A 26,533-nucleotide genomic window follows, 5' to 3' on the forward strand; every position below is an offset into this window, starting at 1 on the left:
CGGTTCCGCGGTATCCCTGGCATCTGGCGGCGCCGGTTCCATGCGCCGCGGGTCAGGCGGCAGCATGGGGGAAAACTGAATGGTGTGTCATCGATGCGGTCAGCGGGCGATGCCGCTGGCCGAGCTTCCGAGGAAGGCGTCCATCAGCACCGCATCCGCCGCGGCTTCGGGCGTGTCCGCGGCCAGCGCGGCGAGCGCGGTCCGCGCCTCGTCGAGCGTCTTGCCCTGGCGATAGATCAGCTTGTGCATCTCGCGGACGGCCGCGATGCGCGCATTGGAGAATTCGCGCCGGCGCAGCCCGACCAGGTTGACGCCGCGCACCGCCAGCGGATTGCCGTCCACCACCATGAAAGGCGGGATGTCCTTGCCGACGTGGCTGGCGAAGCCGACCATCGCATGGGAGCCGATGCGCATGCGCTGCAGCACGCCGGTCAGGCCGCCGATGGTGGCCCAGTCGCCCACCTGCACGTGTCCGGCGAGCGTCGCGTTGTTGGCCATCGTGATCTGGTTGCCGAGCTGGCAATCGTGCGCGATGTGCACGTAGGCCATGATCCAGTTGTCGTCACCGATGCGGGTGGTGCCGATGTCCTGCACAGTGCCGAGGTTGAAGGTGCAGAATTCGCGGATCGTGTTGCGGTCGCCGATCTCCAGCTGGGTCGGTTCGCCCGCGTACTTCTTGTCCTGCGGCTCCGCGCCGAGCGAGGCGAACTGGAACACACGGTTGTCGCGCCCGAGCGTGGTCCGGCCTTCGATCACGCAGTGGGCGCCGACCGTGGTGCCGGCACCGATGCGCACCTGCGCACCGATGACGGCATAGGGGCCGACGCTGACCGTGGGGTCGAGCTCGGCCTTGGGGTCGACGATGGCCGTCGAATGAATCAGGGTCATGCCGAGCGCAGGTTCAGCTGATCTGGCGCATCGCGCACATCAGGGTGGCTTCGCAAGCCAGTTCGGTGCCGACCATGGCGCGGCCCTTGAACTTGGAAATACCGGCCTTCATGCGTTCGATCTCGACTTCGAGGATGAGCTGGTCGCCGGGTTCGACCGGCCGCTTGAAGCGCGCACCGTCGATCGCCGCGAAGTAGTAGATGGTGTTGTCGTCGGGAACGATGTCGAGCGAACGGAACGACAGCAGGGCCGCGGCCTGCGCCATCGCCTCCAGCATCAGCACGCCAGGCATCACCGGGCGATGCGGAAAGTGGCCATTGAAGAACGGCTCGTTCATGGTCACGTTCTTGAGTGCCGTGATGCGCTTGCCCTTCTCCATGTCGAGCACGCGGTCCACCAGCAGGAACGGGTATCGGTGCGGAAGCAGTTTGAGGATTTCGTGAATATCGATCGTCGTCGTCATGGTTTGGGGTCCTGCTTCGTCATTTTTTCCAGGGCCTTCAGCCGGTCCCGCAGACTGTGCAATTGCTTGAGTGTGGCGGCGTTCTTTTCCCAGGCGGCATTGTCGTCGATGGGAAACACGCCGGTGTAGTGGCCGGGCTTGAGAATGGATCGCGTCACCAGCGAGGTCGACGAGATGTGCACGTGGTCGGCGATCGTCAGGTGGCCGAGCACTCCGGCCCGGCCGCCGATCGTGCAGTGGGCGCCGATGGTGGCGCTGCCGGCGACCGCGGCGCAGCCCGCCATCGCCGTGTGGCGGCCGATGCGCACGTTGTGGCCGATCTGGATCAGGTTGTCGAGCTTGACGCCGTCTTCGATCACCGTGTCTTCGAGCGCCCCGCGATCGATGCAGGTGTTGGCGCCGATCTCGACGTCGTCGCCGATGCGCACCGCGCCGAGCTGCTCGATCTTCACCCAGGCGCCCTCGTGCGGCGCCAGTCCGAAGCCGTCGGCGCCGATGACGACACCCGGATGCAGCAGGCAGCGCGCACCGATCACGCAGTCTTCGCTGACGGTCACGTTCGACTTGAGCACCGTGTCGGCACCGATGCGGGCGCCGCGCTCGACCACGCACAGCGCGCCGATGCGCGCGCTGGGGTCGATCGACGCTTGCGGATCGATCACCGCGCTGGGGTGGATGCGCTGCGCCTCGGGCCTGGCATGGGACTTCTTCCAGAACTGGGTGAGTCGCGCGAAGTACAGGTAGGGATCGGGCGTCTCGATGAAGGCGCCGCGCGCGGCCGCCGCTTCGCGCATGGACGGCGCAACGATCACGCAGCCGGCACGGGACGCCGCCAGTTCCTTCTGGTACCTGGGATTGCTCAGGAACGCGATCGCGTCGGCCTGCGCCGTCGCCAGCGGCGCCAGCCGCTCGATCGAAAGCCCGGAATCGCCCTGGAGTTCGCCTCCGAGAGCTTCAACGATTGCGCCTAGTCGCAGTGCCACGCCGATTGACGGCGCTACTTGCCGCCGGCCGAGGTCGACGCATTGAGCGCCTTGATCACCTTTTCGGTGATGTCGTGCTTGGGGTTGATGTAGATCGCTTCCTGGAGGATCGCGTCGTACTTTTCAGCCTCGGCCACCTGCTTGACCACGCGGTTGGCGCGCTCGTAAACCTGCTGCAGTTCCTCGTTCTTCCGTGCGTTCAGATCTTCCTGAAATTCGCGACGGCGACGCTGGAAGTCGCGATCCTGGTCGACCAAGGCCCGCTGGCGCATCACGCGCTGGCTTTCGGACAGCGTCGGCGCCTCCCGCTCGAACTGCTCGGACGCCGCCTTCAGCGCCGCGCCCTGTGCCGTCAGATCCTTCTCCCGCTTGAGGAACTCGGCCTCCAGCTTGGCCTGGGCAGCTTTCGCCGGCTGCGCTTCGCGCAGCACCCGGTCAGGATTGACGAAACCGATGCGGAACGTTTCCTGCGCATGGGCGGGCATTGCCACGGCCATGAAAGCGGGAACGAGCAGCGCACAGGCGGCACGGAACAATGGAGTCATTAGAAGGTGGTTCCGATCTGGAATTGCAGGCGTTGGATTCTATCCTCCGGGATTTGCTGGGCGATATCTTCCTTCTGGTACACGACCGGGAAGGCGTAGGCCAGGCGCAGCGGACCCAGCGGCGAGATCCAGCTGACGCCCAGGCCGACGGATGCGCGCAGCTTCTTGATCGAATCCCACTGCGCATCGGTCGACCATGGGGTGCGGTCGCCGAACACGTTGCCGACGTCGAGGAAGGTGTAGAGGCGCAGCGTGCGGTCATTGCCGGCACCCGGGAACGGGGTGCTCAGTTCGGCATTGAAGATCGCCTTCTTGATACCGCCGAGTGCGGCGCCTTCGGTCTGGCCGATCAACGGAATGTCGCGCGGGCCGAGCGAGTTCTGCTCGAAGCCGCGAACCGAGCCCAGGCCACCGGCATAGAAATTCTTGAAGATCGGGTATACCTGGCCACCGTAGGCCCCGGCATAGCCCACATCGCCGTTGATCGCGAAGGTGTACTGCTTGTTAAGCGGGAAGTACTGCTGGTACTGGTAGCTGGTCTTGTAGTACTTCATGTCGCCACCGACGCCGACCTCGAGGTTGGCGCGCTGCAGGACGCCGCTGGTCGGGACCAATGCACTGTCGCGGTTGTCACGGGCCCAGCCGATGGTCAGCGGAATGCCCCAGACCGAGGCGTTGCCGCAGTACAGGAGGGCCCCGCCACTGCTCGTCACGCAGCCGAAGTAGCTCTGATAGGAGCTGGGCGTATAGCCCGCGAGCGAGGAACCCGGGTCGAAGCGGTAGCGCTCCAGGCCAGCCCCGAAGTAGACCGTGTCGCGTTCGCTGAAGGGCACGCCGAACCGGAGGGTCGCGCCTTCGTTGGTCAACTTGTAGTTGCCGTCGATGTTGCTGTAGTACGGCTGGGTGGTGGTCGTGTACAGGCTGAAGCTGCGCGAGATCCCTTCCTTGGTGAAGTAGGGGTCGGTGGTGATCAGAGACAGCGTACGGTTGTACTTGCTGGTGTTGACCTGCACGCCCAGGTAGTTGCCCGAGCCGAACACGTTTTCCTGCGAAATACCGAAGGTCAGGCTGATCTTGTCCGCGCTGGAGAAGCCGGCGCCCAACTGCAGCGAGCCGGTCGGCTTCTCGGTCACCGCGATCGTCAGGTCGACCTGGTCGGGCACGCCCGGCACTTCCTGCGTGTCGACCGTGACTTCGGTGAAGAAGCCGAGGCGGTCGACGCGGTCGCGCGACAACTTGATCTTGTCGCCGTCGTACCAGGAAGCCTCGTACTGGCGGAACTCGCGCCGGATCACTTCGTCGCGCGTGCGGTTGTTGCCGCCGATGGCGACACGTCGCACATAGACCCGGCGCTCGGGTTCGGCCTCCAGCGTCAACGCCACCCGGTTGGTGGTGCGGTCGATCTCGGGCGTGGCTTTCACGCGCGCGAAGGCATAGCCGAAGGAGCCGAAATAGTCGGAGAAGGCCTTGGTCGTCTGGGCAAGCTGCTCGGCGTTGTAGGGCTCGCCGGGCTTGATCGCGACGAGCGTCTTGAACTCTTCCTCGCGGCCCAGGTAGTTGCCTTCGAGCTTGACGCCGGAGACCACGAACTTGTCTCCTTCGCTGATGTTGACCGTGACCGACAGATCCTGCCGGTCCGGCGAGATCGCGACCTGCGTCGAGTCGATGCGGAATTCGAGATAGCCGCGCGTGAGGTAGTAGGAGCGCAGGGTCTCGAGGTCGGCGTTGAGCTTGGCGCGCGAGTACTGGTTGGACTTGGTGTACCAGCTGAGCCAGCCGCCGCTGTCCTGGTCGAACAGGCTCAACAGGGTCGATTCGCTGAAGTCCTTGTTGCCGGCGATGTGCACTTCGCGAATGCGGGCCGATTCGCCTTCGGTCACGGTGAAGGTCAGATTGACACGATTGCGCTCGATCGGCGTGACCGTGGTCACCACTTGCGCGTTGTAGAGGCTGCGGCTCACGTACTGGCGCTTGAGCTCCTGCTCGGCGCGGTCGGTCAGCGCCTTGTCGTAGGGGCGTCCGTCGGCCAGGCCGACTTCGCGCAGCGCCTTCTGGAGCGCTGCCTTGTCGAATTCCTTGGTGCCGACGAAGTCGACGTCGGCAATGGTCGGCCGCTCCTCGACGATCACCACCAGCACGTTGCCGTTGACGTCGATGCGCACGTCCTTGAACAGGCCCAGATCGAACAGCGCCCGGATCGCTGCCGATCCACGCTCGTCGCTGTAGGTGTCGCCCACGCGCAGCGGCATCGAGGCGAAGATGGTCCCCGGCTCGACGCGCTGCAGGCCCTCGACACGGATGTCGCGAACGGTGAAAGGCTCGACCGCCCAGGCTGCCGTGGCCGCCAGCGCGCTGGCCACTACCGCGGCAACGCTGCGCAAGCGAAAGCGACTGAATGTTGTGTTCATCTGTGAATTGAGCCAGAGCCGGAAAGGGCTGGCAGAAAAGTTAACCAAAGAGCCGCGTGACGTCGTTGAAGAGTGCGATCGACATCATGACCAGCAGCAGCGCGACACCGCCGCGCTGAAACCTTTCCATCCAGGCGTCGGAAACGCTCTTGCCGGTCAGGCCCTCCCAAAGATAATACATCAGGTGTCCCCCATCGAGGACCGGCAGCGGCATGAGGTTCAGCACGCCGAGGCTCACGCTGATCAGCGCCAGGAACACGAGGTACTGGGTCAGCCCGAGACTGGCGGATTTGCCGGCGTAGTCGGCGATCGTGAGCGGTCCGCTGAGGTTCTTGAGCGAGGCCTCGCCGATCAGCATCTTGCCCATCATGCGCACCGTGAGCGCCGACACCTCCCAGGTGCGGACCACACCGCGCCAGAAGCCGTCGACCACGCCCTGCCGCACCAGCACCATCTCGGGCGGCGCGCCGACATAGGCGCCGATGCGGCCCACCTTGCCGGTCGCCTCCTCGCGAACCTCGGGCGTGACCTCGATCCGCAGCGCCTGTCCGCCGCGTTCGACCTGCCAGGCCTGCATGCGCGGTTGGCCGCCATCGATCGAGGCGCGGATCGTCTCGCGCAACTGCTGGCCATCGACGATCGGGGTCGTTCCCACTGAACGCACCAGGTCGCCATGGCGCAGGCCGGCGCGTTCAGCGGCGCCGCCCGGAACCACCTCGCCGATTTCGGGACGGGTCATCGGCGTGATGACACCGATCTTGCGGAACATCTGCGCATCCGCGTCCTTGGCTTCGATGCGGCTCAGCGGCAGCACCAGCTCGCGCGCCGGCCGGCCGCCCTCGCCCGCGATCTCCAGCGTGAGATCGCGGCCATCGAGCGCGCCGCGCGTCATGCGCCAGCGCAGGTCCTCGAAGGACTGCACGGCTTCGAGTTCACCGTCGAAGCCGGCCCGCGTGATGTGTTCGCCGCCCTGCAGCCCCGCGTGCTCGGCGAGCGATGCGGCCACCGGCCGGGCCAGCGTCGCCGCCGGCTCCTGGACGCCGATCCAGTTGACCAGGGTGTAGAGCACGACCGCCAGCAGCAGGTTGGCGATCGGCCCGGCCGCAACGATCGCGGCGCGCGAGCGCAACGGCTGGGTATTGAAGGCGCGGTGGCGATCTTCGGGCGGCACCGGACCTTCGCGCTCGTCGAGCATCTTCACGTAGCCGCCCAGCGGGAAGGCGCCGATCACGAATTCCGTGTTCTGGCCCGGATGCTGGCGCTTGGGGCTCCAGCGATAGAGCGTCGTGCCGAAACCGACCGAGAAGCGCAGCACCTTCACCCCGCAGGCGACCGCGACCCGGTAGTGGCCGTACTCGTGCACCGCGATCAACAAGCCGAGTGCGACGATGAAAGCAACGACTGTGAGCATCGATTTCCTCGGGGGTTGTGAAGATCAGACCGCGAAACGAAGCGCTGCGGCACGGGCCGCAGCACGGGCGCCGGCATCCAGGGCCAGCAGATCCGCAAGCGACGAAGGGTTGGAGGGCCGCACCTGCTCCAAAGTTTCCAGATTGACCGCATGAATGCGATCGAAGCGCAGCCGCCGCGCGAGAAAAGCCTCGACCGCCACTTCATTGGCTGCGTTCAGAACCGCGGTGGTGCCGGGCGCCGCGCGAAGCGCTTGCCATGCGAGATGCAGCCCCGGGAAGCGCACTTCGTCGGCGGCTTCGAAGGTGAGCGCCGCCAGCGAGGCGAAATCCAGCCTGCCGGCACCGCTCTCGATGCGCTCCGGCCAGGCCAGCCCGGAAGCGATCGGGACCCGCATGTCCGGCGTGCCGAGCTGCGCGATCACCGACGAATCGCGGAACTGCACCATCGAATGGATGATCTGCTGCGGGTGGATGACCACCTTGACCTGATCGGGCGTCAGGTCGAACAGCCATCGGGCCTCGATGACCTCGAGCGCCTTGTTCATCATGGTGGCCGAATCGACCGAGATCTTGCGCCCCATGGAAAAATTCGGATGCGCGCAGGCCTGATCGGGCGTGATTTCGGCCAACGTCCGCGGATCGCGCAGACGGAACGGCCCGCCCGACGCCGTCAGCAGCACGTGGTCGACCCGCGCGGGCCAGGTGCTGCGGTCCTCCGGCAGGCACTGGAAGATCGCCGAATGCTCGCTGTCGATCGGCAGCAGCGTCGCCCCACCCTCGTGCACCGTGCGCATGAACAGTTCGGCGCCGACCACCAGCGCCTCCTTGTTGGCGAGCATCAGGCGCTTGCCGGCACGGGCTGCCGCGAGGCAGGGGCCGAGCCCGGCGGCGCCGACGATGGCCGCCATCACGGCATCGGTTTCCTCGTGCGAGGCGATGTCCTCGAGTGCGCCGTCACCGCTCAGGACGCGCGTGGGCAAGCCGTTCTGCGCCAGCTTCTCGGCCAGCAGCGCAGCGTGCGGCGCGCTCGCCATCACGGCGAACTTCGGCGAGAAGCGCGCGCACTGGGCAAGCATGTCGTCGACCTTGGTCGCCGCCGACAGGGCGAAGACCTCGAAGCGTTCGGGATGGCGCGCGATCACATCGAGCGTGCTGACGCCGACGGAGCCGGTCGAGCCGAGCACCGTGACGCGTTGTCTGACTGTATTCATAGGAAGGCCAGCATCATGGCGATCGGCAGCGTCGGCAGCAGCGCGTCGATCCGGTCGAGCACACCGCCGTGGCCGGGCAACAGGGCGCTGCTGTCCTTGACGCCCGCGCTGCGCTTGATCAATGACTCGATCAGGTCGCCGACCACGCTCATCGCCGCCAGGAACACCACGCCGAGCAGCAGCAGCCACCAGCCGCGCTCGACCAGCAGGCTGTACAGGCTGGCGACCCTGGACTGGGCCGCCGCATCGCCCCAGACCCAGGCCAGGGCCAGCACCAGCACGCCGGCCATGCCGCCCCAGACACCTTCCCAGCTCTTGCCGGGGCTGATGGTCGGTGCGAGCTTGCTGCGCGTGAACTTGAGACCGAAGGCGCGGCCGGTGAAATACGCGAACACGTCGGCGACCCAGACCAGGACCAGGATCGAGAGCAGGAAGTTGATGCCGACCATGCGCGCCTGCACTGCCGCCAGCCAGGCGACCCACAGCGCCAGGAGACCGCCCACCAGACGCAGCCCCTTGGGCACGCGCGGCCAGCCCGGCACCGCGACGCGCAGCAGCGCGGCGCCGCCGAGCACCCAGGCCGCGCTGGCAGCGATCCAGACCCCCAGCAGCGAGCCTTGCAGCAGGCCCAGCCACCAGGACAGCGCGCACAGCAGCACCATCTCGGCACCGAGGAACAGGGACATGCGCGGACCGTAGTCGTTGAGGCGGCCCCATTCCCAGGCCGCGGCGCCGATCAGCGCCAGCATCACGCAGGCAAAGGGGACATGCGAGGGATAGAAGAGCGCGGGCAGCAGGATCGCCAGCAGGACGATCGCAGTGACGATGCGTTGTTTGAGCATGCGCTCAGGCGACTCGCTGATCGCTGGTCTCGACGACCTGCGCGGAAGTCTGGCCGTAACGGCGCTCGCGGCGCTGGAACGCGGCGATCGCATCGTCCAGGGCAGCCTCGTCGAACTCGGGCCACAGGCGATCGCTGAAGTACAGCTCGGCATAGGCGCTTTGCCAGAGCAGGAAGTTGGACAACCGCTGCTCGCCGCCGGTGCGGATGAACAGGTCCGGGTCGGGCACATGCGCGAGCGCCATGGCGGCGTCGAGATTCGCCTCGGTCAGGGCCTCGCCGCGCGCGGCCAGTTGGGCCGCGGCACGGGCGATGTCCCAGCGGCCGCCGTAGTTGAAACAGACATTGAGCACGAGCCGGCTGTTGTGGGCCGTCGCCGCCTCGGCCTGGACCAGGCCCGCAACCATCTTCTCGGACAGTCCGCCGCGTTCGCCCACGAAGTGCAGCCGCACGCCGTCCTTGCTCAGCTTAGGCACCTCGCGGCCCAGCGCGCCGACCATCAGGTCCATCAGGCCGGACACTTCCTCGACCGGACGATTCCAGTTCTCCGACGAGAAAGCGAACACGGTCAGCACCGCGACGTTGCGGGCCACGCAGGCCTTGACGCAGCGCCGCAGCGACTCGACACCCTGCTTGTGTCCGGCGACGCGAGGCAGGAAGCGGCGCGTCGCCCAGCGGCCGTTGCCGTCCATGACGATGGCGATGTGATGGGGAACCGCTGGCGCGACCTGTTTCATCTCAAACAGCCATGATCTCGGCTTCCTTGGCGGTCACCAGGCGATCGATCTCGCCGATGTGGCGGTCGGTGACCTTCTGGATCTCGGCCTCGGCGCGCTTCTGGTCGTCTTCCGAGGCCAGTTTGTCCTTGACCAGCTTCTTGATGGCGTCGTTGGCGTCGCGGCGCAGGTTGCGGGTCGCGATCTTGGCGCTCTCGCCTTCGTTGCGCACCAGCTTGGTCATCTCCTTGCGGCGCTCTTCGCTCATCGCGGGCAGCGGCACGCGGATCAGGTCGCCCATCGAGGCCGGGTTCAGGCCCAGGTCGCTCTCGCGGATGGCCTTCTCGATCTTGGCGCCCATGCCCTTTTCCCAGGGCTGGACGCTGATGGTGCGCGAGTCGAGCAGCGACACGTTGGCCACCTGCGACAACGGCACGGTCGAGCCGTAGTAGTCGACATGGATCGAATCCAGCAGCGCGGGATTGGCGCGGCCGGTGCGGATCTTGGTCAGGTTGTTCTGGAAGGCGGCGAGCGACTGGTTCATCTTGACGTCGGTCGCGCTGCGGATTTCTGCGATGGTGGTGGTCATGGGTTCATTTTCCTCAAGCGTGCACGAGGGTACCTTCGTCCTCGCCCATCACGACGCGCTTGAGCGCGCCGTTCTTGAAGATCGAGAACACCTTGATCGGCAGGTTCTGGTCGCGGCACAGCGCGAAAGCCGTGGCGTCCATGATGCCGAGGTTCTGTGCAATGGCTTCGTCGAAGCTCAGGTTGGTGTAGCGCGTGGCGCTCGGGTCCTTCTTGGGATCGGCGGTGTAGACACCGTCGACCTTGGTGGCCTTGAGCACCAGTTCGGCGCCGATCTCGGCACCGCGCAGCGCGGCGGCGGTGTCGGTCGTGAAAAAGGGGTTGCCGGTGCCGGCCGCAAAGATCACGACCTTGCCCTCTTCGAGGTACTGCAAGGCCTTCGGCCGCACATAGGGCTCGACCACCTGCTCGATCGCGATGGCCGACATCACGCGGGCGATCAGTCCCTGCTTGTTCATGGCGTCGGCCAGCGCCAGCGCGTTCATGACCGTGGCCAGCATGCCCATGTAGTCGGCGGTGGCACGATCCATGCCCACCGACCCTCCAGCGACGCCGCGGAAGATGTTGCCGCCGCCGATGACGACCGCCACCTCGACACCCATGTTCACGACCTCGGCCACCTCGCCGACCATGCGGACGATGGTGGCGCGATTGATGCCGAAGGCGTCGTCGCCCATCAACGCCTCGCCCGACAGCTTCAACAAGATTCGCTTGTGGGCTGGGCGGGCTTCTGACATGGATGGATCCTTTGGAGTTGGCGGGGGCGAGTGTAAGACGTGACTGTGAAAAAGCGGCAGCGCGTCACGTGCGCTGCCGCCTGCGGCGTGACTCAGGCCGCAGCTTTGGCGGCTGCGACCTGCGCTGCCACTTCGGCCGCGAAGTCGTCGACCTTCTTCTCGATGCCTTCGCCGACCACGTAGAGCGTGAAGCCCTTGATGGACGTGTTGGCAGCCTTGAGCATCTGCTCGACGGTCTGCTTGTCGTTCTTCACGAAAGCCTGGTTGTGCAGCGAGACTTCCTTGAGGTACTTCTGCACGCCGCCTTCGATGCGCTTGGCGACGATGTCGGCCGGCTGCGGTTGCTTGCCCGCGGCTTCGGCGACCTTGCGGTCTTCCTCGGCCTTGCCGGCGGCAACCGCGCGTTCCTTCTCGATCAGGTCGGCCGGCACGTCGGCGCTGGAGATCGCCACCGGCTTCATGGCGGCGATGTGCATCGCGACGTCCTTGGCCGAAGCGTCGTCACCCTCGAACTCGACCATCACGCCGATGCGGGTGCCGTGCAGGTAGGAGGCCAGTTTGCCGTTGCCGGCGAAGCGCTTGAAGCGGCGGAAGCTCATGTTCTCACCGATCTTGCCGATCAGGCCCTTGCGCACATCTTCCAGCGTCGGGCCGAATCCGTCCTGCTCATAAGCCAGCGCACCCAGCGCAGCGAGGTCGGCCGGATTGTTCTTGGCGACCAGCATCGCGGCGGCGTTGGCCATCGCGAGGAAGCTGTCGTTCTTGGTGACGAAGTCGGTTTCGCAGTTGATCTCGATCATCGCGCCGGCATCGCCGTCCACGAAAGCCGTGACCACGCCTTCGGCCGTGACGCGGCCGGAAGCCTTGCCGGCCTTGTTGCCGAGCTTGATGCGCAGCAGCTCTTCGGCCTTGTCCATGTTGCCTTCGGCTTCGGTCAGGGCCTTCTTGCACTCCATCATCGGGGCGTCGGTCTTTGCGCGCAGTTCGCCAACCATGCTTGCGGTGATCGTTGCCATGTATGTACTCCGTTCGGTTTGTCAGTGGCGGCCGCCACGCCGGGCGACCGCGAAAATCAGATTAAAAAAAAGGGGCAACAAAGCCCCTTCTTCAGGCTCGAGCGAGCTCGAATCAGGCGGAAGCGCCCTCTTCGACTTCGACGAATTCGTCGGAACCACCCTCGGCCACGGCCTTGACGACATCGTTGACGCCGCTGGCGCGGCCTTCGATGATCGCGTCGGCGATGCCGCGGGCGTACAGCGTGACGGCCTTCGACGAGTCGTCGTTGCCGGGGATCACGTAGTCGATGCCTTCAGGCGAGTGGTTCGAGTCGACCACGCCGATCAGCGGGATGCCGAGCTTCTTGGCTTCGGCCACGGCGATCTTGTGGAAGCCCACGTCGATCACGAAGATGGCGTCGGGCAATGCATTCATGTCCTGGATGCCGCCGATGTCCTTTTCGAGCTTCGCGATTTCGCGCGAGAAGGTCAGTTGCTCCTTCTTGCTCAGGCTGTCGAGGCCGGCTTCCTGCTGGGCCTTCATGTCCTTCAGACGCTTGATCGAGGTCTTGACGGTCTTGAAGTTGGTCAGCATGCCGCCGAGCCAGCGGGTGTCGACGAAAGGCACGCCAGCGCGGCGGGCTTCGGCAGCCACGATCTCGCGGGCCTGGCGCTTGGTGCCGACCATCAGGATGGTGCCGCGGTTGGCGGTGAGCTGCTTGGCGTACTTCATCGCATCCTGGAACATCGGAAGCGACTTTTCCAGGTTGATGATGTGAATCTTGTTGCGATGGCCGAAGATGAACGGGGCCATCTTGGGGTTCCAGAAGCGGGTCTGGTGACCGAAATGGACACCGGCTTCCAGCATTTCGCGCATGGTGGTCGACATAGGAATAACTCCAAAGGTTGGGTCTAAAATCCAGCCCGTTTTGTGTGCTTTCCTCTGAAAGAAAGGCGCACAACACCTTGAATGGGCTGGTTTGCGGATGCGTCTCGCTCAAGCGGTTCTTGCTCGGCCTTAGCTCAGCTATGGCTCGGCTTTTGCTGCTGGGCGAAACCCAAGGAGTATAGCACGCACCACCCAGCCCCCCCCTCCCTTCACCCGCCCCTCTCACCATGCGCCCAGACCTGCACGCCACCCGCCTCGCCCTGCTGGCGACCTCTTCCGACGCGCGCACCGAAATGGAGCACAGCATCGCCGCCGCGGGCTCGCCGGCCTGCGAGCACGCTTTCACTCGCACCCTGTTCGACGAGGCGCGGCGGGAGGCCGCCGCCGCCGTACCCGGCCAGCGCCTCGCCGGACTGGCGTTTTCGGTCAAGGACCTGTTCGACGTCGCCGGCCAGCCCACGCCCGCCGGTTCGGTGGTGCTGGCCCACGCACCGGCGGCCCGGGCCGATGCAGTCGCGGTGGCGCGCCTGCGGGCGGCCGGCGGCGCCCTGCTGGGCCGCACCAACATGACCGAATTCGCCTTCTCGGGCGTCGGCGTCAATCCGCACCACGGCACGCCGGCCAATGTCGGCGATCCCGGAACGCCGCGCATTCCGGGCGGTTCGTCCTCCGGGGCCGCGATTTCGGTGGCCAGCGGCGCGGCCTTCGTCGGACTCGGCTCCGACACCGGCGGCTCGATCCGCATCCCGGCCGCGCTCAACGGCATCGTCGGCTTCAAGAGCACCGCGCGGCTGGTGCCGTCGGACGGCGCCCTGCCCCTGTCGACCACCCTGGACACCGTCTGCGCCATGACGCGCTCGGTCCGCGATGCGGTCACGGCGCACGAAATCCTCGCCGCGCGACGGGTCACGCCCGGTAGCGCGCCGCTGTCGGCCTACCGCCTGGCGGTCGTCCGGAACCTGTTCCTGGACGACCTCGATCCGGTGGTCGCCAGCGCTTTCGAGCGGACCTTGAGCGGGCTCGCCAGGGCGGGCGCCCGGATCGAGGAAATCGACCTGCCGGCGCTGGCCGATCTGCCCGTCATCAACGCCACCGGCGGGTTTTCCGCCGCCGAAGCCTACGCCTGGCACCGCCTGCTGCTGGAACGCAGCGGTGCGGGCTACGACCCGCGCGTGGCGCAGCGCATCCTCCAGGGCGCGACCATGAAGGCGCACGAGTACATCGACCTCGTCAACGCCCGCCGCGGCTGGATCCGGCGCATGGAGCAGGCGCTCGAACCGTTCGACGCCGTGCTGTCGCCGACCGTGCCGATCACCGCGCCGACCATCGCCAGCGTGGCGCCCGGAGAGGCGCGCGACGAGGCCTTCTTCCGCATCAACAGCCTGCTGCTGCGCAATCCCTCGGTGGTCAACATGCTCGACGGCTGCGCCATCTCGCTACCCTGCCATGCAGCGGGCGAGCTGCCGGTCGGCCTGATGCTCTGGCATGCGGCCCTTCGCGACGACGCGGTTCTGGCCGTCGCGCTGCAGGCCGAGCGGGCGCTATAAAGTCGGCAGGGTCGCCGTGCCTTCCGGGGCCGTCGACTCACACATTTCACCGCCAAAGAAACGAATGAAAATCGCGATCGTGGGAGCCGGGATCATCGGCGTCACCACTGCATGGGAGCTGGCCTCGGACGGCCACGAGGTGGTGGTCTTCGAACGCCGCGGCGCCGCCGCCGAGGAGTCCAGTTTTGCCAACGCCGGTGTGGTCGCGCCCGGCTACGTCACCCCCTGGGCCGGGCCCGGCATGCGCGGCAAGGTGCTGCGCTCGCTGCTGTCGACGCATGGCGCCGTCAAGCTGCGCTGGCCGCTGTCGTCCCGAGACCTGGGCTTCATGGCACGCTGGCAGCGCGCCTGCAAGCTCGAAACCTACCTGGCCAACCGCTCGCGCATGCAGCGGCTTGCCTTCTACAGCCGCAACCGGCTGCATGCCGTCACGCAGGCCTGCGAGCTCGAGTACGAGCGCAGCGACGGCTACCTGGTGCTGCTGCGCTCCAAGCGCGAGAAGAAGCTGGTCCAGGCCGGGCTCGAACTGCTGCGCGCCGCCGGCAGCAGCTTCCGCGAGATCGATGCCGACGAGGCCCGGAAGATCGAACCCGCCCTGAGCACCGACACCGCTCTGGCCGGCGCCATCCATCTGCCGGACGACGAGGTGGCCAACTGCAGGCAGTTCGCGCTGTTGCTGAAGTGGGAGGCCGAGGCGCTGGGCGCCCAGTTCCACTTCAATTGCGACCTGGCGCCGATGAGCCGGTCGGCGCCGACCGCCCTCGCGCTGGCCGCCGGCTCCGAGGCACACCGCTTCGATGCGGTGGTGGTCTGCGCCGGAGTCGACTCGGCCCGATTGCTCAAGCCGCTGGGCCTGCACATTCCGCTCGCGCCGGTCTACGGCCACTCGGTCAGCGCGAACATCCGCGAACCGCTCAACGCACCGCGCAGCGCCGTGATGGACGAACGCTACAAGGTGGCGATCTCGCGGCTCGGCCTGCGCGTGCGGGTGGCCGGGAGCGCCGAGCTCGGCGGCTCGCCGGCCCTCATGAACCCGGCATCGCTGCAGACGCTCTACAAGGTGCTGCACGACTGGTTCCCGGGCGCTGCGACCCTGCGTTCCGGCGTGCAGCAATGGAAGGGCGCGCGCCCGATGCTGCCGGACGGACCGCCGATCATCGGCGCGAGCGGCGTACCGGGCGTCTGGCTCAACCTCGGCCATGGCTCGAGCGGCTGGGCGCTGTCCTGCGGCAGTGCCCGGGTCGTGGCCGACCTCATTGCCGGCCGGGATGCCGGCATTGACCTCGAGGGGCTCGGCATCGAGCGCCTGCTGCTGCGCTGACGCGCCCGCGCCGCCATGCAACGCGTCACCACCGCCACCGCCGCAGCACTGTTCGACGTCGCGGCCACGCGGCGGATCGAGCAGGCCGCCGCGGCCGCCCTGCCACCGCACACGCTGATGCAGCGCGCCGGTCTCGCGGTCGCCCGCCTCGCGATGGCGATCGCGCCGCAGGCACGCACGATCTGGATCGCCTGCGGCCCCGGCAACAACGGGGGGGACGGCTTCGAAGCCGCGACGCAATTGCAGCAGCGCGGCTTCAGGCCGGTCGTCACGTGCATCGGTGACGAAGGCCGCTTGCCGGCCGACGCACGCGCGTCGCTGAAGCGTGCGCGCGACGCCGGCGTGTGCTTCGAGGACGCACCGCCGGCGCAGTTCGATCTGGCGATCGACGCCCTGCTGGGCATCGGCGCCACGCGAGCGCCCGAGGGCCGGATGCTCGAATGGCTGCGTCGCATGCACGCCGGCCCCGCGCCCCTGCTGAGCGTGGACACGCCCTCCGGCCTGAACCCCGACACGGGCACGCTGCCGCCAGATCTGCTGCCCGCGGCGGCGGCTTCGTCGAACGCCCGCCGGCTCTGCCTGAGCCTGCTGACCCTCAAGCCCGGCCTCTTCACCGCCCACGGCCGCGATGCCGCCGGCGACGTGTGGTTCGACGACCTCGGCACCGGGCCCGGCGGCGAACGCCCGGTGGCGCGACTGCCCGGCATGCCGGCCGTGCCCGGCCGATGGCAGTCCTCGCACAAGGGCAGCTACGGCGATGTCGCGGTGATCGGGGGCGCCCCCGGCATGGCGGGCGCCGCCCTGCTGGCCGCCTCTTCCGCCCTCGCGGCCGGCGCGGGACGCGTCTTCGTCGCCCCGCTGGATGCCGGGGTCGCGCCGCTGGATCTGCTGCAACCCGAGCTGATGTTTCGGCGCCCCGACACGCTGGACCTGGGCGCGATGACCGTGGTCTGCGGCTGCGGCGGCGGCACCGCCGTCGCCGAGGTACTGCCCCGCGTGCTGGCGGAAGCCGGTGCGCTGGTGCTGGATGCAGACGCGCTCAACGCGATCGCCAGCGACGCCGGCCTGCAGCCGCTGCTGCTGGCGCGCCAGCAAGCAGGCCGCGCGACGGTGCTGACACCGCATCCCCTCGAAGCGGCCCGCCTGCTGGCGACGACCACCTACGACGTGCAGGCGGACCGGCTGGACGCGGCCGCCCGGCTCGCGTCGCGCTTCGGCGCGGTGGTGATCCTCAAGGGCTCGGGCACGGTCATCGCCGCCACCGGTGAGGTGACGGTGATCAACACCAGCGGCAACGCGCGGCTGGCCACCGCCGGTACCGGCGACGTGCTCGCCGGCATGGTCGGCGCCGCCCTGGCCGTCGGGCGGCCCGCGCTGGCGGCTGCCTGCGAGGCGGTCTGGAGGCATGGCGATCGGGCCGACCGCTGGCCCGCCGGCCTTCCGCTCACCGCAGGCGCCCTGGCACGCCGGCTTTGAGCCCCCACGCTCCGCACTTCGTGTCGTCGCTGCCCCCCGAGGGGGCGCCAGCCGCCTTGGGGCGGCCCGGCGGCGGCTGGGTCTCCTAACCCCGCCCGACGAAGGGCATCTTGGTGGCCATGATCGTGTGGAACAGCACGTTGGCTTCCAGCGGCAGGTTGGCCATGTAGAGCACCGACTGGCCGACGATGGCCACATCGATCACCGGCTCGATCGCGATCTCCCCGCTGGCTTGAGGAACGCCCTTGGTCATCCGGGCGGCGAGTTCGGTCATCGCGTTGCCGACATCGACCTGGCCGACCGCGATGTCGTACTTGCGGCCGTCCAGAGACGCGGTCTTGGTCAGTCCCTTCACCGCATGCTTGGTCGCGGTGTAGGCGATCGAGTTCGGCCGCGGCGTGGTGGCCGAGATCGAGCCGTTGTTGATGATGCGGCCGCCGCGCGGCGTCTGCGTCTTCATTGTGCGAAAGGCCTGCTGGATGCAATAGAACATGCCGGTCAGGTTGATGTCGACCACGCCCTTCCACTGCTCCGGTGTCCAGTCCTCGAACGGGCCCGGCGGGTTGCCCACGCCGGCGTTGTTGAACAGCAGGTCGACCCGGCCGAAACGCTCGACCGCGGCCGCGAACAGCGCCTTCACCGACTCCGGGTCGGCGACGTCGGTCGGCACCGCGAGCGCTCTCGCCTCGGCGCCCGACTCCTTGGCAACCTGCGCCAGCGGCTCCTGCCGGCGGCCGGCCAGCACCACGCTCCAGCCATCTGCCAGCAAGGCCAGCGCGGCCGCTCGGCCAATGCCGCTGCCGGCGCCCGTGACGACCGCGATGCGGCTTGTCTTCTCACCACTCATTCCTGTGTCCTTCTTTTCAACGGCGCGGCTTGCGCCCCTTCATCTTGTTGGCGGCCTTCTTGACCGCGGTCCTGAACGCCTGCATGGCGGATTGCGGCGCCGCCGCGGCGACCCGCTCCGCGCGCTCCGGACGCTCTGATCGCTCGGCACGCTCCGCCCGCTCGACGGGCGCCTCGGCCTTGCTGCGCGAGCGCTTGGCCGATGCCTTGGCGGGCACGCCGGCGGCGGCCGCGCCCTTGTCCTTCGTGGCGCGCGGCGCCAGTTCCTCGCCTTCGCGCACCAGGCGGAAATCGATCTTCCGGCCGTCCAGGTCGACGCGACTCACCTGCACCCGCACGCGGGTGCCGATCGCATAGCGGATGCCGGTGCGCTCGCCGCGCAGTTCCTGGCGATGCTCGTCGAACTTGAAGTACTCGCCGCCGAGCTCGGTGATGTGGACCAGACCCTCGACGTACATCGCATCGAGCGTGACGAAGATGCCGAAGGTGGTCGCGGCCGTGACCACCCCGCCGTATTCCTCGCCCAGGTGTTCGCGCATGTACTTGCACTTGAGCCAGGCCTCGACGTCACGGCTGGCCTCGTCGGCGCGCCGCTCGTTGGCGCTGCAGTGCAGGCCCGCGGCTTCCCAGGCCAGCGTTTCCTTGCTCGGCGCGAGCGTCGCCTTCTGCGGCTTGCTCGTCGGCGCCTTGACGCGCGAGGCCAGCCGCTTCGCCAGCTTGGCGTGCGCCTCGCCCGGCGTCGGCAGCATCGGCAACTGGTACTTGGTCTTGCCGAGGATGGCCTTGATCACACGGTGCACCAGCAGGTCCGGATAGCGCCGGATCGGGCTCGTGAAGTGCGTGTAGGCCTCGTAGGCGAGGCCGAAGTGGCCGCTGTTGATCGGCGTGTAGATCGCCTGCTGCATCGAGCGCAGCAGCATGGTGTGGATCTGCTGCGCATCCGGACGCTCCTTGGTGGCGTCGGCGATGGCCTGGAATTCGCCCGGCTTCGGGTCGTCGGTGATCGACAGCCCCACACCCATGGCTTTCAGGTAGCCGCGCAGGATCTCCTTCTTCTCGGGCGTCGGGCCTTCGTGCACGCGGTAGAGACCGGGGTGCTTGCCTTCGGCGATGAAGTCGGCGCTGCAGACGTTGGCCGCGAGCATCGCTTCCTCGATCAGCCGATGCGCCTCGTTGCGCGTGCGCGGCACGATCTTCTCGATCCGGCCGGCGTCGTCGCAGATGATCTGCGTCTCGGTGGTCTCGAAGTCGACCGCCCCGCGCTTGCCGCGCTGCTTCAAGAGCGCGCGATAGACGTCATGCAGGTTCAGCAGGTCCTTGACGCGGTCCTTGCGCTTCAGCGCCTCCGGGCCGCGCGTATTGCCGAGGATCGCGGCGACCTCGGTGTAGGTGAAGCGCGCATGGCTCCACATCACGGCGGGGTAGAACTGATAGGCGTAGATCTCGCCATCGGCCGCCACCAGCATGTCGCACACCATGCACAGGCGCTCGACCTCGGGGTTGAGCGAACACAGGCCGTTCGACAGCTTCTCGGGCAGCATCGGGATCACCCGGCGCGGGAAGTAGACGCTGGTGGCGCGGTCGTAGGCATCGATGTCGATCGCCGAGCCGGTCTGCACATAGGCGCTGACGTCGGCGATCGCGACCAGCAGGCGCCAGCCCTTGCCGCGCCCGACCTTCGCAGGCTCGCAGTACACGGCGTCGTCGAAGTCGCGCGCGTCCTCGCCGTCGATCGTGACCAGCGGCACGTCGGTGAGATCGATGCGGCCCTGCTTGTCGGCCGGACGCACCTTGTCGGGAATCGCCTTCGCTTCGGCGATGCAGGCCTCGGAGAACTCGTGCGGCACGCCGTACTTGCGCACCGCGATCTCGATCTCCATGCCGGGGTCGTCGATCTCGCCCAGCACTTCCTTCACGCGGCCGACCGGCTGGCCGAACAGCGCCGGTGGCTCGGTGAGTTGCACCACCACCACCTGCCCGACCTTCGCAGTGCCGGTCGCGCCCTTGGGAATCAGGACATCTTGTCCGTAGCGCTTGTCTTCGGGTGCGACCAGCCAGACGCCGCCTTCATGCAGCAGGCGGCCGATGATCGGCTGCTCGGGGCGCTCGATGATCTCGACCACGCGGCCCTCGGGGCGGCCGCGCCGATCCTGGCGCACGACGCGCGCCTTGACGCGGTCCTTGTGCAGCACCGCGCGCATTTCGTTGGGGGGTAGATAGATGTCGGCTTCGCCGTCATCACGCAGTACGAAACCGTGTCCATCGCGGTGTCCTTGCACCGAACCTTCAATTTCATCCAGCAAGCCGCTGGGATGGCCAATATTTTTGATATGATCTCCTTCGTTCCTGAAATTCAAAACCTGCTGCAAGGATTCATTCCAAGCAGCATGTGGGCCCAGATGGCGGAATTGGTAGACGCACTAGTTTCAGGTACTAGCGAGTAACATCGTGGAGGTTCGAGTCCTCTTCTGGGCACCATAGCTAAAGCCAAAGAACCCCGGTAAGTCATAGACTTACCGGGGTTTTTTGCTTTCTGCAGAGACAGAACCAGGGGACGGTTCTGCCCACTTTCGCCGCTTGCTGCCGAAAGAGACCTGATTGACACGGACCCGGGGCGTCCCCAACACTGTCCCCCGTCGATCAACTCCCCGGCGCCCCCTATGGCTTCCTTCGAACCTCGCGGCAATTCCATCAGAGTCATTGTCCGCGTGCCTGGTGGCGGAAAAAAGTCAGCCACCTTCGACACACAAGCCGAAGCCCAAGCCTGGGCCGCCCGCATGGAAGCAAAGAAGGCCCTCGGGCGCCTCAGCCCGGCAAAGGGCGCAGGCGCGACGGCGGGTGAACTTTTCGAGGCGTACCTCGAGGCGGTGGCCAAGGACACGGATTCGGGCAAGTGGAACGGACTGCGACTCATGAAGTGGTGTAAGGATCCTCTGGCGAGCAAACGGCTTTCCGACATTCTGACGCACGATATCAACGAATGGATCGCGCGTAACCTGAAGCAGGACAGCACCCGCACTGGCAAGCCGGTTTCGCCTGCCACGGTGAACCGAGAGCTCAACCTGATGAGCGCGGCGTTCAACTATGCCGTCAAGGATCGGAAGTGGATGGAAGTGAACCCCTGCCATGGGGCTCGGCGCCCTGAGCGCGGGCGGGCTCGCAAGAGGCCGCTACTCACACCGGACGAGATCCGCGCTCTGCGCATCTCGACTGGCTATGACACCGACCCGCACCTTAACACGTTGACCGCCCGGGTGGGCGCGTGCTTCCTCTTGTCGCTGGAAACGGGCATGCGCTCGGGCGAGCTGCTGCGCATCCGGCCGGCGGACTATTGCAAGGCCCGGCACCTGGTCCACGTCGCCACCATCGAGAAAGGCCGCAGGAAGGCCGCACCGAGCGGCCGGGCGTTCGTCGATCCCAGCCGCAATGTGCCTCTCACTGCCCGCGCCGTGGAATTGCTGGATCAGCTGCTGGCCAGCATGCCGAAGGACCAGCCCTATGTCGTGGGTCTGGACGACAGCCAGCGCGACTCGCTCTGGCGCAAGGCCCGCGACCGGGCTGGCATCGAGGATCTGCACTTCCACGACACCAAGCACGAGGCGGCCACCAGGCTGTCGAAGTTCATCGACGTGCTGGCCCTGTCGCACGCGATCGGGACCAAGGATGTGCGGCTGCTGCGCGACACCTACTACAACGACGACGCGACCGGGGCMGCCGCGCGGCGGCCGGTCCAGCTTTCGCCAGCCTTCAGCTGACTGCAGGCGCTTCAAGTCCTCGATCCGCGGGTCCGAGGTCGACCGCCCGAGTTCGAAAGCGAGTAGACGGGTAGAGGGACCTCCCGACCGGCCTCGGGCAGAATCCATCGAGAACCCCAACCCTGCCCCCCCGGATGCCACAACTCCAAGTCACTGTCGCCAACCTCACCGGCCATGCCCAGCTGGTCCATGTCTTCGATACGCTCACCGGCGGCACGCGCCCGGTGGAAGGAAGCCCGTTCTCGCTCGCGAATGGCGCCCGCTCGGCGGCCTTCGGCGTCAATGCGGATGCACGCGGGCGCGGCATCCTGGCCTACCGCTGCCAGAGCGGCATCCTCCGTTCCGGCATCGATGTCGCTGACGGCAGCGGCGTCGATATCCGCTAGGGCCTCGCCGCGCCCCCTGCAGCCGGTGCAGAATCGGCAGCTTCAATCCTTCTTCTGTCAGGCAGTCTCCCCATGCGCTTGAAAATGGGCCTCTTGGCCATCGTTCTCCTTGCCTCCGCAAGCCCCACCTTCGCGCAGGCCGCGGAACCGACGGATGCCGCCAGCTGCAAAGCCGAGGAAACCGCGCTGGATCAGGACATCGCTCAAGCCCGCGCCCGGGGCCAGATGCTCAGGCGCCGCCAGCTCACCGACTCGCTGGCTGCGCTGCAGGCCCATTGCGAGGCCATGATGGCCGCGAAGGATCCGGCGACGCAGATCAAGCGGCAGGAACAGGAAGTCCAGCAACTGCGCATCGAACTCGAACGCGCCGAGGCCCAGCTGCGCAAGCTCAAAGCCGGAAAGTCCTGAACGCCGCCGCTGGCGGTGGCCCGACCGCCAGCGAGCGAGATCGCGGTCAGACGGGCAGCGCGATCAGGTCGTGTCCCTCGGCGCCGACGACGCGGGCCCGGGTGAACTCGCCCACCTTGAGCGTCTTGCTGATCTTCTCGGGCGGAAGCAGCCGCACGATGCCGTCGATCTCGGGCGCGTCGGCGTAGGTCCGGCCGACGCCTCCCTTGCGCCCCATGCCCGGCGCCGAATCCACCAGCACCTGCATCGTGGCGCCGATGCGCTGACGCAGCTTGGCGATCGAGACGGTCTCGGCCACTTCCATGAAGCGCGCCCGGCGGGCCTCGCGCTCGGCCTCGGGCAGCATGCCCGGGATGTCGTTCGCCGCGGCGCCCTGGACCGGGCTGTAGGCAAAGCAGCCCGCACGGTCGATCTCCGCCTCGCGGATGAAGCTCAGCAGGTGCTCGAATTCTTCTTCGGTCTCGCCGGGGAAACCGGCGATGAAGGTGCTGCGGATGGCCAGCTCGGGGCAGACCTCGCGCCAGCGTGCGATGCGTTCCAAATTCTTCTCGCCGCTGGCCGGACGCTTCATGCGCCGCAGCACGTCTGGATGGCTGTGCTGCAGCGGCACGTCGAGGTACGGCAGCACCTGGCCGCTCGCCATCAGGGGAATGACCTCGTCGACGCTCGGATAGGGGTAGACATAGTGCAGGCGCACCCAGGCGCCGTAGGGCTCGGCGATCTCGCCCAGCGTGCGCACCAGTTCGAGCATGCGCGTCTTGACCGGCTTGCCGTCCCAGAAGCCGGTGCGGTACTTGAGGTCGACGCCGTAGGCCGAGGTGTCCTGGCTGATCACCAGCAGTTCCTTGACGCCGCCTTCGAACAGCGCCTTGGCCTCCGACAGCACATCGCCGACCGGCCGCGACACGAGGTCGCCGCGCATTGACGGAATGATGCAGAACGTACAGCGGTGGTTGCAGCCTTCGCTGATCTTCAGGTAGGCGTAGTGGCGCGGCGTGAGCTTGAGCCCCGCGACGCCGAAGGCCTGCGGCACCAGGTCGATGAAGGGGTCGTGCGGCTTCGGCAGGTTGGCGTGCACCGCGTCCATCACTTCCTGGGTGGCATGCGGTCCGGTGACCGCCAGCACGCTCGGGTGCATCTGGCGCACCAGATTGCCGCCCTGCTCCCCGGTCTTCGCGCCCAGGCAACCGGTGACGATCACCCGGCCGTTCTCGGCCAGGGCCTCGCCGATGGTGTCGAGGCTCTCCTTGACAGCGTCGTCGATGAAGCCGCAGGTGTTGACGATCACCAGGTCGGCGCCCTCGAAGGTCTTGGAGGTCTGGTAGCCCTCGGCGCTCAATTGCGTCAGGATCAGCTCGGAATCGGTCAGGGCCTTGGGGCAGCCCAGGCTCACGAAGCCGACTTTGGGGGCCGCAGGCGCGGCAATTCGTTCAGGGGAGGCAACTTCGCTCATATCCCCTATTGTCCCAGCTATCGGCCGGCGGGGCCGAATCAGGGGCGTTTCAGCCCGAACGCGCCCAAAACCTGCTCGGTGTTCTTCTGCATCTGCTCCTGCATCTGCAGGAAGACGTTCTTCGACTGCTCGACGTAGTTGCCCATCAGGCCCTGCAGCATCGGCGACTGCATCGCCATGAACCTGGACCACATCTCGGGCGTCAGGCCTTCGGCTTTCTCGCTCAGCTGCGCCTGCACCTCGGACATCGCCTGGATGTTCTTCTCGAGGTAGGGCCCCATGTAGCTCTGCATCGTCTGGCCATAGAAACGGATGATGCTGGCCAGCACCTGCTCAGTGAACATCGGCGCCCCGCCGGCCTCCTCCTCGAGGATGACCTGCAGCAGGATGCTGCGCGTCAGGTCGTCGCCGCTCTTGGCATCGCGCACCACGAACGAGGCCTTGTCCATGACCAGCCGCTTGACCTCGGCGAGCGTGATGTAGCTGGACGTTTCCGTGTCGTAGAGCCTTCGGTTCGGATACTTCTTGATCACCCGCTGGACCGGCTTGGCGCCGGACTTCTTGCTCTGCACTAGGAACTCCTTCAGGTTGGGCGCCATGGCGCGCGAGCAATTCTAGGGAGCGGCTTTGCTGCACCGCGCCAAGGTTTACCCTGACCGGGAAGTCAGTGAATGCACGCAGCCGCCAGGGCCGCCCCAAGACGGCCTGCGACGGCGGCGCCTCAATCGAGCGTGGTCGTGTATTCCGCGCCGCAGACCTTGCAGCTGCCGGACTCGGGGCGATCGTCGGTCTCGTCGCGGTAATGCAGCGGGCTCTTGATGCCGTTGAAGACCCAGCAGCGCGGGCAATGCTCCTGCCCCGCCAGCGGCAGGTAGGCGCGGGCCCGCTGCTCGGCCCGCTCACGCGTGACGGGCACGCCCTGGCGCACCGTGCGCGCGACATCTTCGGCCGCCATGGTGCCGGCTCGGCCATTGGCGCGGTCGTTGAGCCCGTAGACCACCCGCGCGAATTCAAGCGGCGCCTGGCGCACCAGTGCTGCGATGCGGAGCTCTTCGAGCGAAGAATCTAACTCGGCCACGGGCGTGTTCATCGGTTCACTGGATCAGATGCTGTGGGGGGTGACGGACAATCAAGTTACCACAACTGAAGTCGGACTTGCAGTCGCCGAATGCCATAGGCCCTCTCGGCACACCCGACCTCGCTGTGGGGCATTTGCTCTCGTACCGACGGACGCATCGTTCACACTTCGCCGTCTCTTTCCCTCCACCAGGCCGTGACCGGACTACGCCAAAAGATGAAATACAAGTCGCTCGAAGATTTCCTGAACTGCGCACAAGCGCGCAATCCCGCCCAGCCCGAGTATCTGCAGGCCATCGCCGAAGTGATGAAGAGCCTGTGGCCGCACATCGAAAAGCATCCCGGCTACGCCGAGCACGGCTTGCTGGACCGGCTGATCGAACCTGAGCGAATCGTCATCTTCAGGGTCTCGTGGGTCGACGACAGCGGCCAAGTCCAGGTTCATCGCGGCTACCGCGTCCAGCACAGTTCGGCGATCGGCCCGTACAAGGGCGGGCTGCGCTTTCACCCGTCGGTCAATCTCTCGATCCTGAAATTCCTCGCCTTCGAGCAGACCCTGAAGAACGCCCTCACCACCCTGCCCATGGGCGGCGGCAAGGGCGGCTCCGACTTCGACCCCAAGGGCCGCAGCCCGGGCGAGATCATGCGGTTTTGCCAGGCCTTCGTGACCGAGCTGTTCCGCCACATCGGGGCCGATCGGGACGTTCCGGCCGGGGACATCGGCGTCGGCGCTCGCGAGATCGGCTTCATGGCCGGCATGGTGAAGAAGCTCAGCAACGGCGCCGACTGCGTCTTCACCGGCAAGGGCCTGAGCTACGGCGGTTCGCTGATGCGCCCCGAAGCCACGGGCTACGGCACGGTGTACTTCGCCGAGGAGATGCTGCGGCAGAAGGGCCTCGGCTTCGAAGGCCTGCGCGTCAGCATCTCCGGCTCGGGCAACGTGGCCCAGTACGCAGTGGAAAAGGCCATGGCGTTGGGCGCCAAGGTGGTGACCGTCTCCGACTCGAGCGGCACCGTCTTCGACGAGGCCGGCTTCACGCCGGCAAAACTGGCGCAGCTGATGGAGGTGAAGAACCACCTGTACGGGCGCGTGGGCGAATACGCCGAACAGGTCGGGGCCCAGTTCCTTCCGGGGCGCAGCCCCTGGCATGTGCCGGTCGACGTGGCACTGCCTTGCGCAACGCAGAACGAACTCGACAAGGACGACGCCGCCACGCTCGTGAAGAACGGCGTGCTGTGCGTCGCGGAAGGCGCCAACATGCCCTCCACGATGGCCGCCATCGAGACCTTCGAACACCACGGCGTGCTCTTCGCGCCCGGCAAGGCCAGCAATGCCGGCGGCGTGGCGACCTCCGGCCTTGAGATGAGCCAGAACGCCATGCGCATTTCCTGGCCGCGCGAGGAAGTGGATGCGCGACTGCGCTCGATCATGCGCAACATCCATGAGGACTGCATGCGGCACGGCCGCCGGGAGGACGGCACGGTCAGCTACGTCGATGGCGCCAACGTCGCCGGATTCGTCAAGGTGGCGGACGCGATGCTGGCGCAAGGCGTGGTCTGATTCCGGCGCCGGGCCGCCCCGCAGCCA

Annotated in this window: 25 protein-coding genes and 1 tRNA gene; 8 read left to right on the plus strand and 18 right to left on the minus strand. The window is 67.0% G+C overall.

All coding sequences use genetic code 11. The features are described from left to right. Nucleotides 1-99: 99 nt before the first annotated feature. The 13 genes from lpxA to rpsB form a co-directional block, all read right to left on the minus strand. Nucleotides 100-888: an acyl-ACP--UDP-N-acetylglucosamine O-acyltransferase gene (lpxA, locus tag AC1DYK_RS18570; RefSeq protein WP_478167648.1), complete on the minus strand. Its 789-nt coding sequence runs from the start codon at nucleotides 886-888 to the stop codon at nucleotides 100-102. Nucleotides 889-901: 13 nt separating this feature from the next. Beyond that, complete coding sequence (gene fabZ, locus AC1DYK_RS18575) at nucleotides 902-1,351, minus strand: 3-hydroxyacyl-ACP dehydratase FabZ (protein WP_442282566.1); 450 nt, start codon at nucleotides 1,349-1,351, stop codon at nucleotides 902-904. Next, nucleotides 1,348-2,334, minus strand: a complete 987-nt coding sequence (gene lpxD / locus AC1DYK_RS18580; protein ID WP_478167649.1) for a UDP-3-O-(3-hydroxymyristoyl)glucosamine N-acyltransferase — start codon at nucleotides 2,332-2,334, stop codon at nucleotides 1,348-1,350. Before lpxD ends, fabZ begins: the two co-directional genes overlap by 4 nt. Before the next feature lie 14 nt (nucleotides 2,335-2,348). Beyond that, nucleotides 2,349-2,879 (minus strand): OmpH/Skp family outer membrane protein, encoded by a 531-nt coding sequence (locus AC1DYK_RS18585; protein WP_478167650.1) that lies wholly within the window; start codon nucleotides 2,877-2,879, stop codon nucleotides 2,349-2,351. Further along, complete coding sequence (bamA, locus tag AC1DYK_RS18590; RefSeq protein ID WP_478167651.1) at nucleotides 2,879-5,287, minus strand: outer membrane protein assembly factor BamA; 2,409 nt, start codon at nucleotides 5,285-5,287, stop codon at nucleotides 2,879-2,881. The genes AC1DYK_RS18585 and bamA overlap by 1 nt, the downstream gene beginning before the upstream one ends. A 40-nt stretch (nucleotides 5,288-5,327) precedes the next feature. Next, on the minus strand, nucleotides 5,328-6,698 hold the full coding sequence (gene rseP, locus AC1DYK_RS18595; protein ID WP_478167652.1) for an RIP metalloprotease RseP: 1,371 nt from the start codon (nucleotides 6,696-6,698) through the stop codon (nucleotides 5,328-5,330). Between the two features lie 24 nt (nucleotides 6,699-6,722). After that, nucleotides 6,723-7,910, minus strand: coding sequence for a 1-deoxy-D-xylulose-5-phosphate reductoisomerase (gene ispC, locus AC1DYK_RS18600; RefSeq protein ID WP_478167653.1), 1,188 nt, complete (start codon nucleotides 7,908-7,910; stop codon nucleotides 6,723-6,725). Beyond that, nucleotides 7,907-8,752 (minus strand): phosphatidate cytidylyltransferase, encoded by an 846-nt coding sequence (locus AC1DYK_RS18605; RefSeq protein WP_478167654.1) that lies wholly within the window; start codon nucleotides 8,750-8,752, stop codon nucleotides 7,907-7,909. Before AC1DYK_RS18605 ends, ispC begins: the two co-directional genes overlap by 4 nt. Before the next feature lie 4 nt (nucleotides 8,753-8,756). After that, nucleotides 8,757-9,488 (minus strand): polyprenyl diphosphate synthase, encoded by a 732-nt coding sequence (gene uppS / locus AC1DYK_RS18610; RefSeq protein ID WP_478089677.1) that lies wholly within the window; start codon nucleotides 9,486-9,488, stop codon nucleotides 8,757-8,759. Nucleotide 9,489: 1 nt separating this feature from the next. Then, nucleotides 9,490-10,056, minus strand: coding sequence for a ribosome recycling factor (gene frr / locus AC1DYK_RS18615; protein ID WP_442282574.1), 567 nt, complete (start codon nucleotides 10,054-10,056; stop codon nucleotides 9,490-9,492). Between the two features lie 13 nt (nucleotides 10,057-10,069). After that, nucleotides 10,070-10,792 (minus strand): UMP kinase, encoded by a 723-nt coding sequence (gene pyrH / locus AC1DYK_RS18620; RefSeq protein WP_478089678.1) that lies wholly within the window; start codon nucleotides 10,790-10,792, stop codon nucleotides 10,070-10,072. 92 nt (nucleotides 10,793-10,884) lie between these two features. Further along, nucleotides 10,885-11,808 (minus strand): translation elongation factor Ts, encoded by a 924-nt coding sequence (gene tsf, locus AC1DYK_RS18625; protein WP_442282575.1) that lies wholly within the window; start codon nucleotides 11,806-11,808, stop codon nucleotides 10,885-10,887. 112 nt (nucleotides 11,809-11,920) lie between these two features. Beyond that, complete coding sequence (gene rpsB, locus AC1DYK_RS18630) at nucleotides 11,921-12,676, minus strand: 30S ribosomal protein S2 (RefSeq protein ID WP_478167655.1); 756 nt, start codon at nucleotides 12,674-12,676, stop codon at nucleotides 11,921-11,923. Nucleotides 12,677-12,903: 227 nt separating this feature from the next. Between rpsB and AC1DYK_RS18635 the strand changes: the two genes are divergently transcribed. The 3 genes from AC1DYK_RS18635 (at nucleotide 12,904) to AC1DYK_RS18645 (ending at nucleotide 17,020) form a co-directional block, all read left to right on the plus strand. Further along, on the plus strand, nucleotides 12,904-14,223 hold the full coding sequence (locus AC1DYK_RS18635; RefSeq protein ID WP_478167656.1) for an amidase: 1,320 nt from the start codon (nucleotides 12,904-12,906) through the stop codon (nucleotides 14,221-14,223). A gap of 64 nt (nucleotides 14,224-14,287) precedes the next feature. Continuing rightward, on the plus strand, nucleotides 14,288-15,544 hold the full coding sequence (locus AC1DYK_RS18640) for a D-amino acid dehydrogenase (RefSeq protein WP_478167657.1): 1,257 nt from the start codon (nucleotides 14,288-14,290) through the stop codon (nucleotides 15,542-15,544). A gap of 15 nt (nucleotides 15,545-15,559) precedes the next feature. Continuing rightward, nucleotides 15,560-17,020, plus strand: coding sequence for an NAD(P)H-hydrate dehydratase (locus AC1DYK_RS18645; protein ID WP_478167658.1), 1,461 nt, complete (start codon nucleotides 15,560-15,562; stop codon nucleotides 17,018-17,020). 85 nt (nucleotides 17,021-17,105) lie between these two features. On the opposite strand, the gene AC1DYK_RS18650 is transcribed toward AC1DYK_RS18645, so the two are convergent. Further along, a complete protein-coding gene (locus AC1DYK_RS18650; RefSeq protein ID WP_478167659.1) occupies nucleotides 17,106-17,867 on the minus strand; it encodes an SDR family oxidoreductase in 762 nt (253 codons plus the stop codon). Between the two features lie 16 nt (nucleotides 17,868-17,883). Continuing rightward, complete coding sequence (rnr, locus tag AC1DYK_RS18655; RefSeq protein WP_478167660.1) at nucleotides 17,884-20,169, minus strand: ribonuclease R; 2,286 nt, start codon at nucleotides 20,167-20,169, stop codon at nucleotides 17,884-17,886. Nucleotides 20,170-20,259: 90 nt separating this feature from the next. Here rnr and AC1DYK_RS18660 point away from each other — a divergent pair. The 4 genes from AC1DYK_RS18660 (at nucleotide 20,260) to AC1DYK_RS18675 (ending at nucleotide 22,415) form a co-directional block, all read left to right on the plus strand. After that, nucleotides 20,260-20,344: transfer RNA gene (locus AC1DYK_RS18660), tRNA-Leu, on the plus strand. Between the two features lie 182 nt (nucleotides 20,345-20,526). Then, nucleotides 20,527-21,621 (plus strand): tyrosine-type recombinase/integrase, encoded by a 1,095-nt coding sequence (locus AC1DYK_RS18665; protein ID WP_478167661.1) that lies wholly within the window; start codon nucleotides 20,527-20,529, stop codon nucleotides 21,619-21,621. 134 nt (nucleotides 21,622-21,755) lie between these two features. Further along, a complete protein-coding gene (locus AC1DYK_RS18670) occupies nucleotides 21,756-22,007 on the plus strand; it encodes a hypothetical protein (protein ID WP_478167662.1) in 252 nt (83 codons plus the stop codon). Between the two features lie 93 nt (nucleotides 22,008-22,100). Beyond that, the gene (locus tag AC1DYK_RS18675; RefSeq protein WP_478156006.1) at nucleotides 22,101-22,415 is read left to right on the plus strand and encodes a DUF1090 family protein; all 315 of its coding nucleotides are present in this window, start codon (nucleotides 22,101-22,103) and stop codon (nucleotides 22,413-22,415) included. A gap of 46 nt (nucleotides 22,416-22,461) precedes the next feature. Here the strand turns inward: AC1DYK_RS18675 and rimO are convergent, their stop codons facing one another. From rimO to AC1DYK_RS18690, 3 genes are all read right to left on the minus strand, one after another. Continuing rightward, nucleotides 22,462-23,868: a 30S ribosomal protein S12 methylthiotransferase RimO gene (gene rimO / locus AC1DYK_RS18680; RefSeq protein WP_478167663.1), complete on the minus strand. Its 1,407-nt coding sequence runs from the start codon at nucleotides 23,866-23,868 to the stop codon at nucleotides 22,462-22,464. Between the two features lie 38 nt (nucleotides 23,869-23,906). Then, complete coding sequence (phaR, locus tag AC1DYK_RS18685) at nucleotides 23,907-24,467, minus strand: polyhydroxyalkanoate synthesis repressor PhaR (protein ID WP_478167664.1); 561 nt, start codon at nucleotides 24,465-24,467, stop codon at nucleotides 23,907-23,909. 122 nt (nucleotides 24,468-24,589) lie between these two features. Continuing rightward, entirely contained in the window at nucleotides 24,590-24,946 is a 357-nt protein-coding gene (locus AC1DYK_RS18690; protein WP_478167665.1) for a hypothetical protein, read from the minus strand. A gap of 216 nt (nucleotides 24,947-25,162) precedes the next feature. Here AC1DYK_RS18690 and gdhA point away from each other — a divergent pair, with 216 nt between their 5' ends. Further along, entirely contained in the window at nucleotides 25,163-26,506 is a 1,344-nt protein-coding gene (gdhA, locus tag AC1DYK_RS18695) for an NADP-specific glutamate dehydrogenase (protein WP_478167666.1), read from the plus strand. Nucleotides 26,507-26,533: the final 27 nt, after the last annotated feature.

The sequence above is a fragment of the Variovorax sp. P2_H12 genome (assembly GCF_056403395.1).

Coding starts and splice junctions, on each gene's coding strand:
- lpxA (WP_478167648.1), bottom strand. CDS start 888: ATGACCCTGATTCATTCGACGGCCATCGTCGACCCCAAGGCCGAGCTC.
- fabZ (WP_442282566.1), bottom strand. CDS start 1,351: ATGACGACGACGATCGATATTCACGAAATCCTCAAACTGCTTCCGCAC.
- AC1DYK_RS18585 (WP_478167650.1), bottom strand. CDS start 2,879: ATGACTCCATTGTTCCGTGCCGCCTGTGCGCTGCTCGTTCCCGCTTTC.
- bamA (WP_478167651.1), bottom strand. CDS start 5,287: ATGAACACAACATTCAGTCGCTTTCGCTTGCGCAGCGTTGCCGCGGTA.
- rseP (WP_478167652.1), bottom strand. CDS start 6,698: ATGCTCACAGTCGTTGCTTTCATCGTCGCACTCGGCTTGTTGATCGCG.
- ispC (WP_478167653.1), bottom strand. CDS start 7,910: ATGAATACAGTCAGACAACGCGTCACGGTGCTCGGCTCGACCGGCTCC.
- AC1DYK_RS18605 (WP_478167654.1), bottom strand. CDS start 8,752: ATGCTCAAACAACGCATCGTCACTGCGATCGTCCTGCTGGCGATCCTG.
- uppS (WP_478089677.1), bottom strand. CDS start 9,488: ATGAAACAGGTCGCGCCAGCGGTTCCCCATCACATCGCCATCGTCATG.
- frr (WP_442282574.1), bottom strand. CDS start 10,056: ATGACCACCACCATCGCAGAAATCCGCAGCGCGACCGACGTCAAGATG.
- pyrH (WP_478089678.1), bottom strand. CDS start 10,792: ATGTCAGAAGCCCGCCCAGCCCACAAGCGAATCTTGTTGAAGCTGTCG.
- tsf (WP_442282575.1), bottom strand. CDS start 11,808: ATGGCAACGATCACCGCAAGCATGGTTGGCGAACTGCGCGCAAAGACC.
- rpsB (WP_478167655.1), bottom strand. CDS start 12,676: ATGTCGACCACCATGCGCGAAATGCTGGAAGCCGGTGTCCATTTCGGT.
- AC1DYK_RS18635 (WP_478167656.1), top strand. CDS start 12,904: ATGCGCCCAGACCTGCACGCCACCCGCCTCGCCCTGCTGGCGACCTCT.
- AC1DYK_RS18640 (WP_478167657.1), top strand. CDS start 14,288: ATGAAAATCGCGATCGTGGGAGCCGGGATCATCGGCGTCACCACTGCA.
- AC1DYK_RS18645 (WP_478167658.1), top strand. CDS start 15,560: ATGCAACGCGTCACCACCGCCACCGCCGCAGCACTGTTCGACGTCGCG.
- AC1DYK_RS18650 (WP_478167659.1), bottom strand. CDS start 17,867: ATGAGTGGTGAGAAGACAAGCCGCATCGCGGTCGTCACGGGCGCCGGC.
- AC1DYK_RS18670 (WP_478167662.1), top strand. CDS start 21,756: ATGCCACAACTCCAAGTCACTGTCGCCAACCTCACCGGCCATGCCCAG.
- rimO (WP_478167663.1), bottom strand. CDS start 23,868: ATGAGCGAAGTTGCCTCCCCTGAACGAATTGCCGCGCCTGCGGCCCCC.
- phaR (WP_478167664.1), bottom strand. CDS start 24,467: ATGGCGCCCAACCTGAAGGAGTTCCTAGTGCAGAGCAAGAAGTCCGGC.
- gdhA (WP_478167666.1), top strand. CDS start 25,163: ATGAAATACAAGTCGCTCGAAGATTTCCTGAACTGCGCACAAGCGCGC.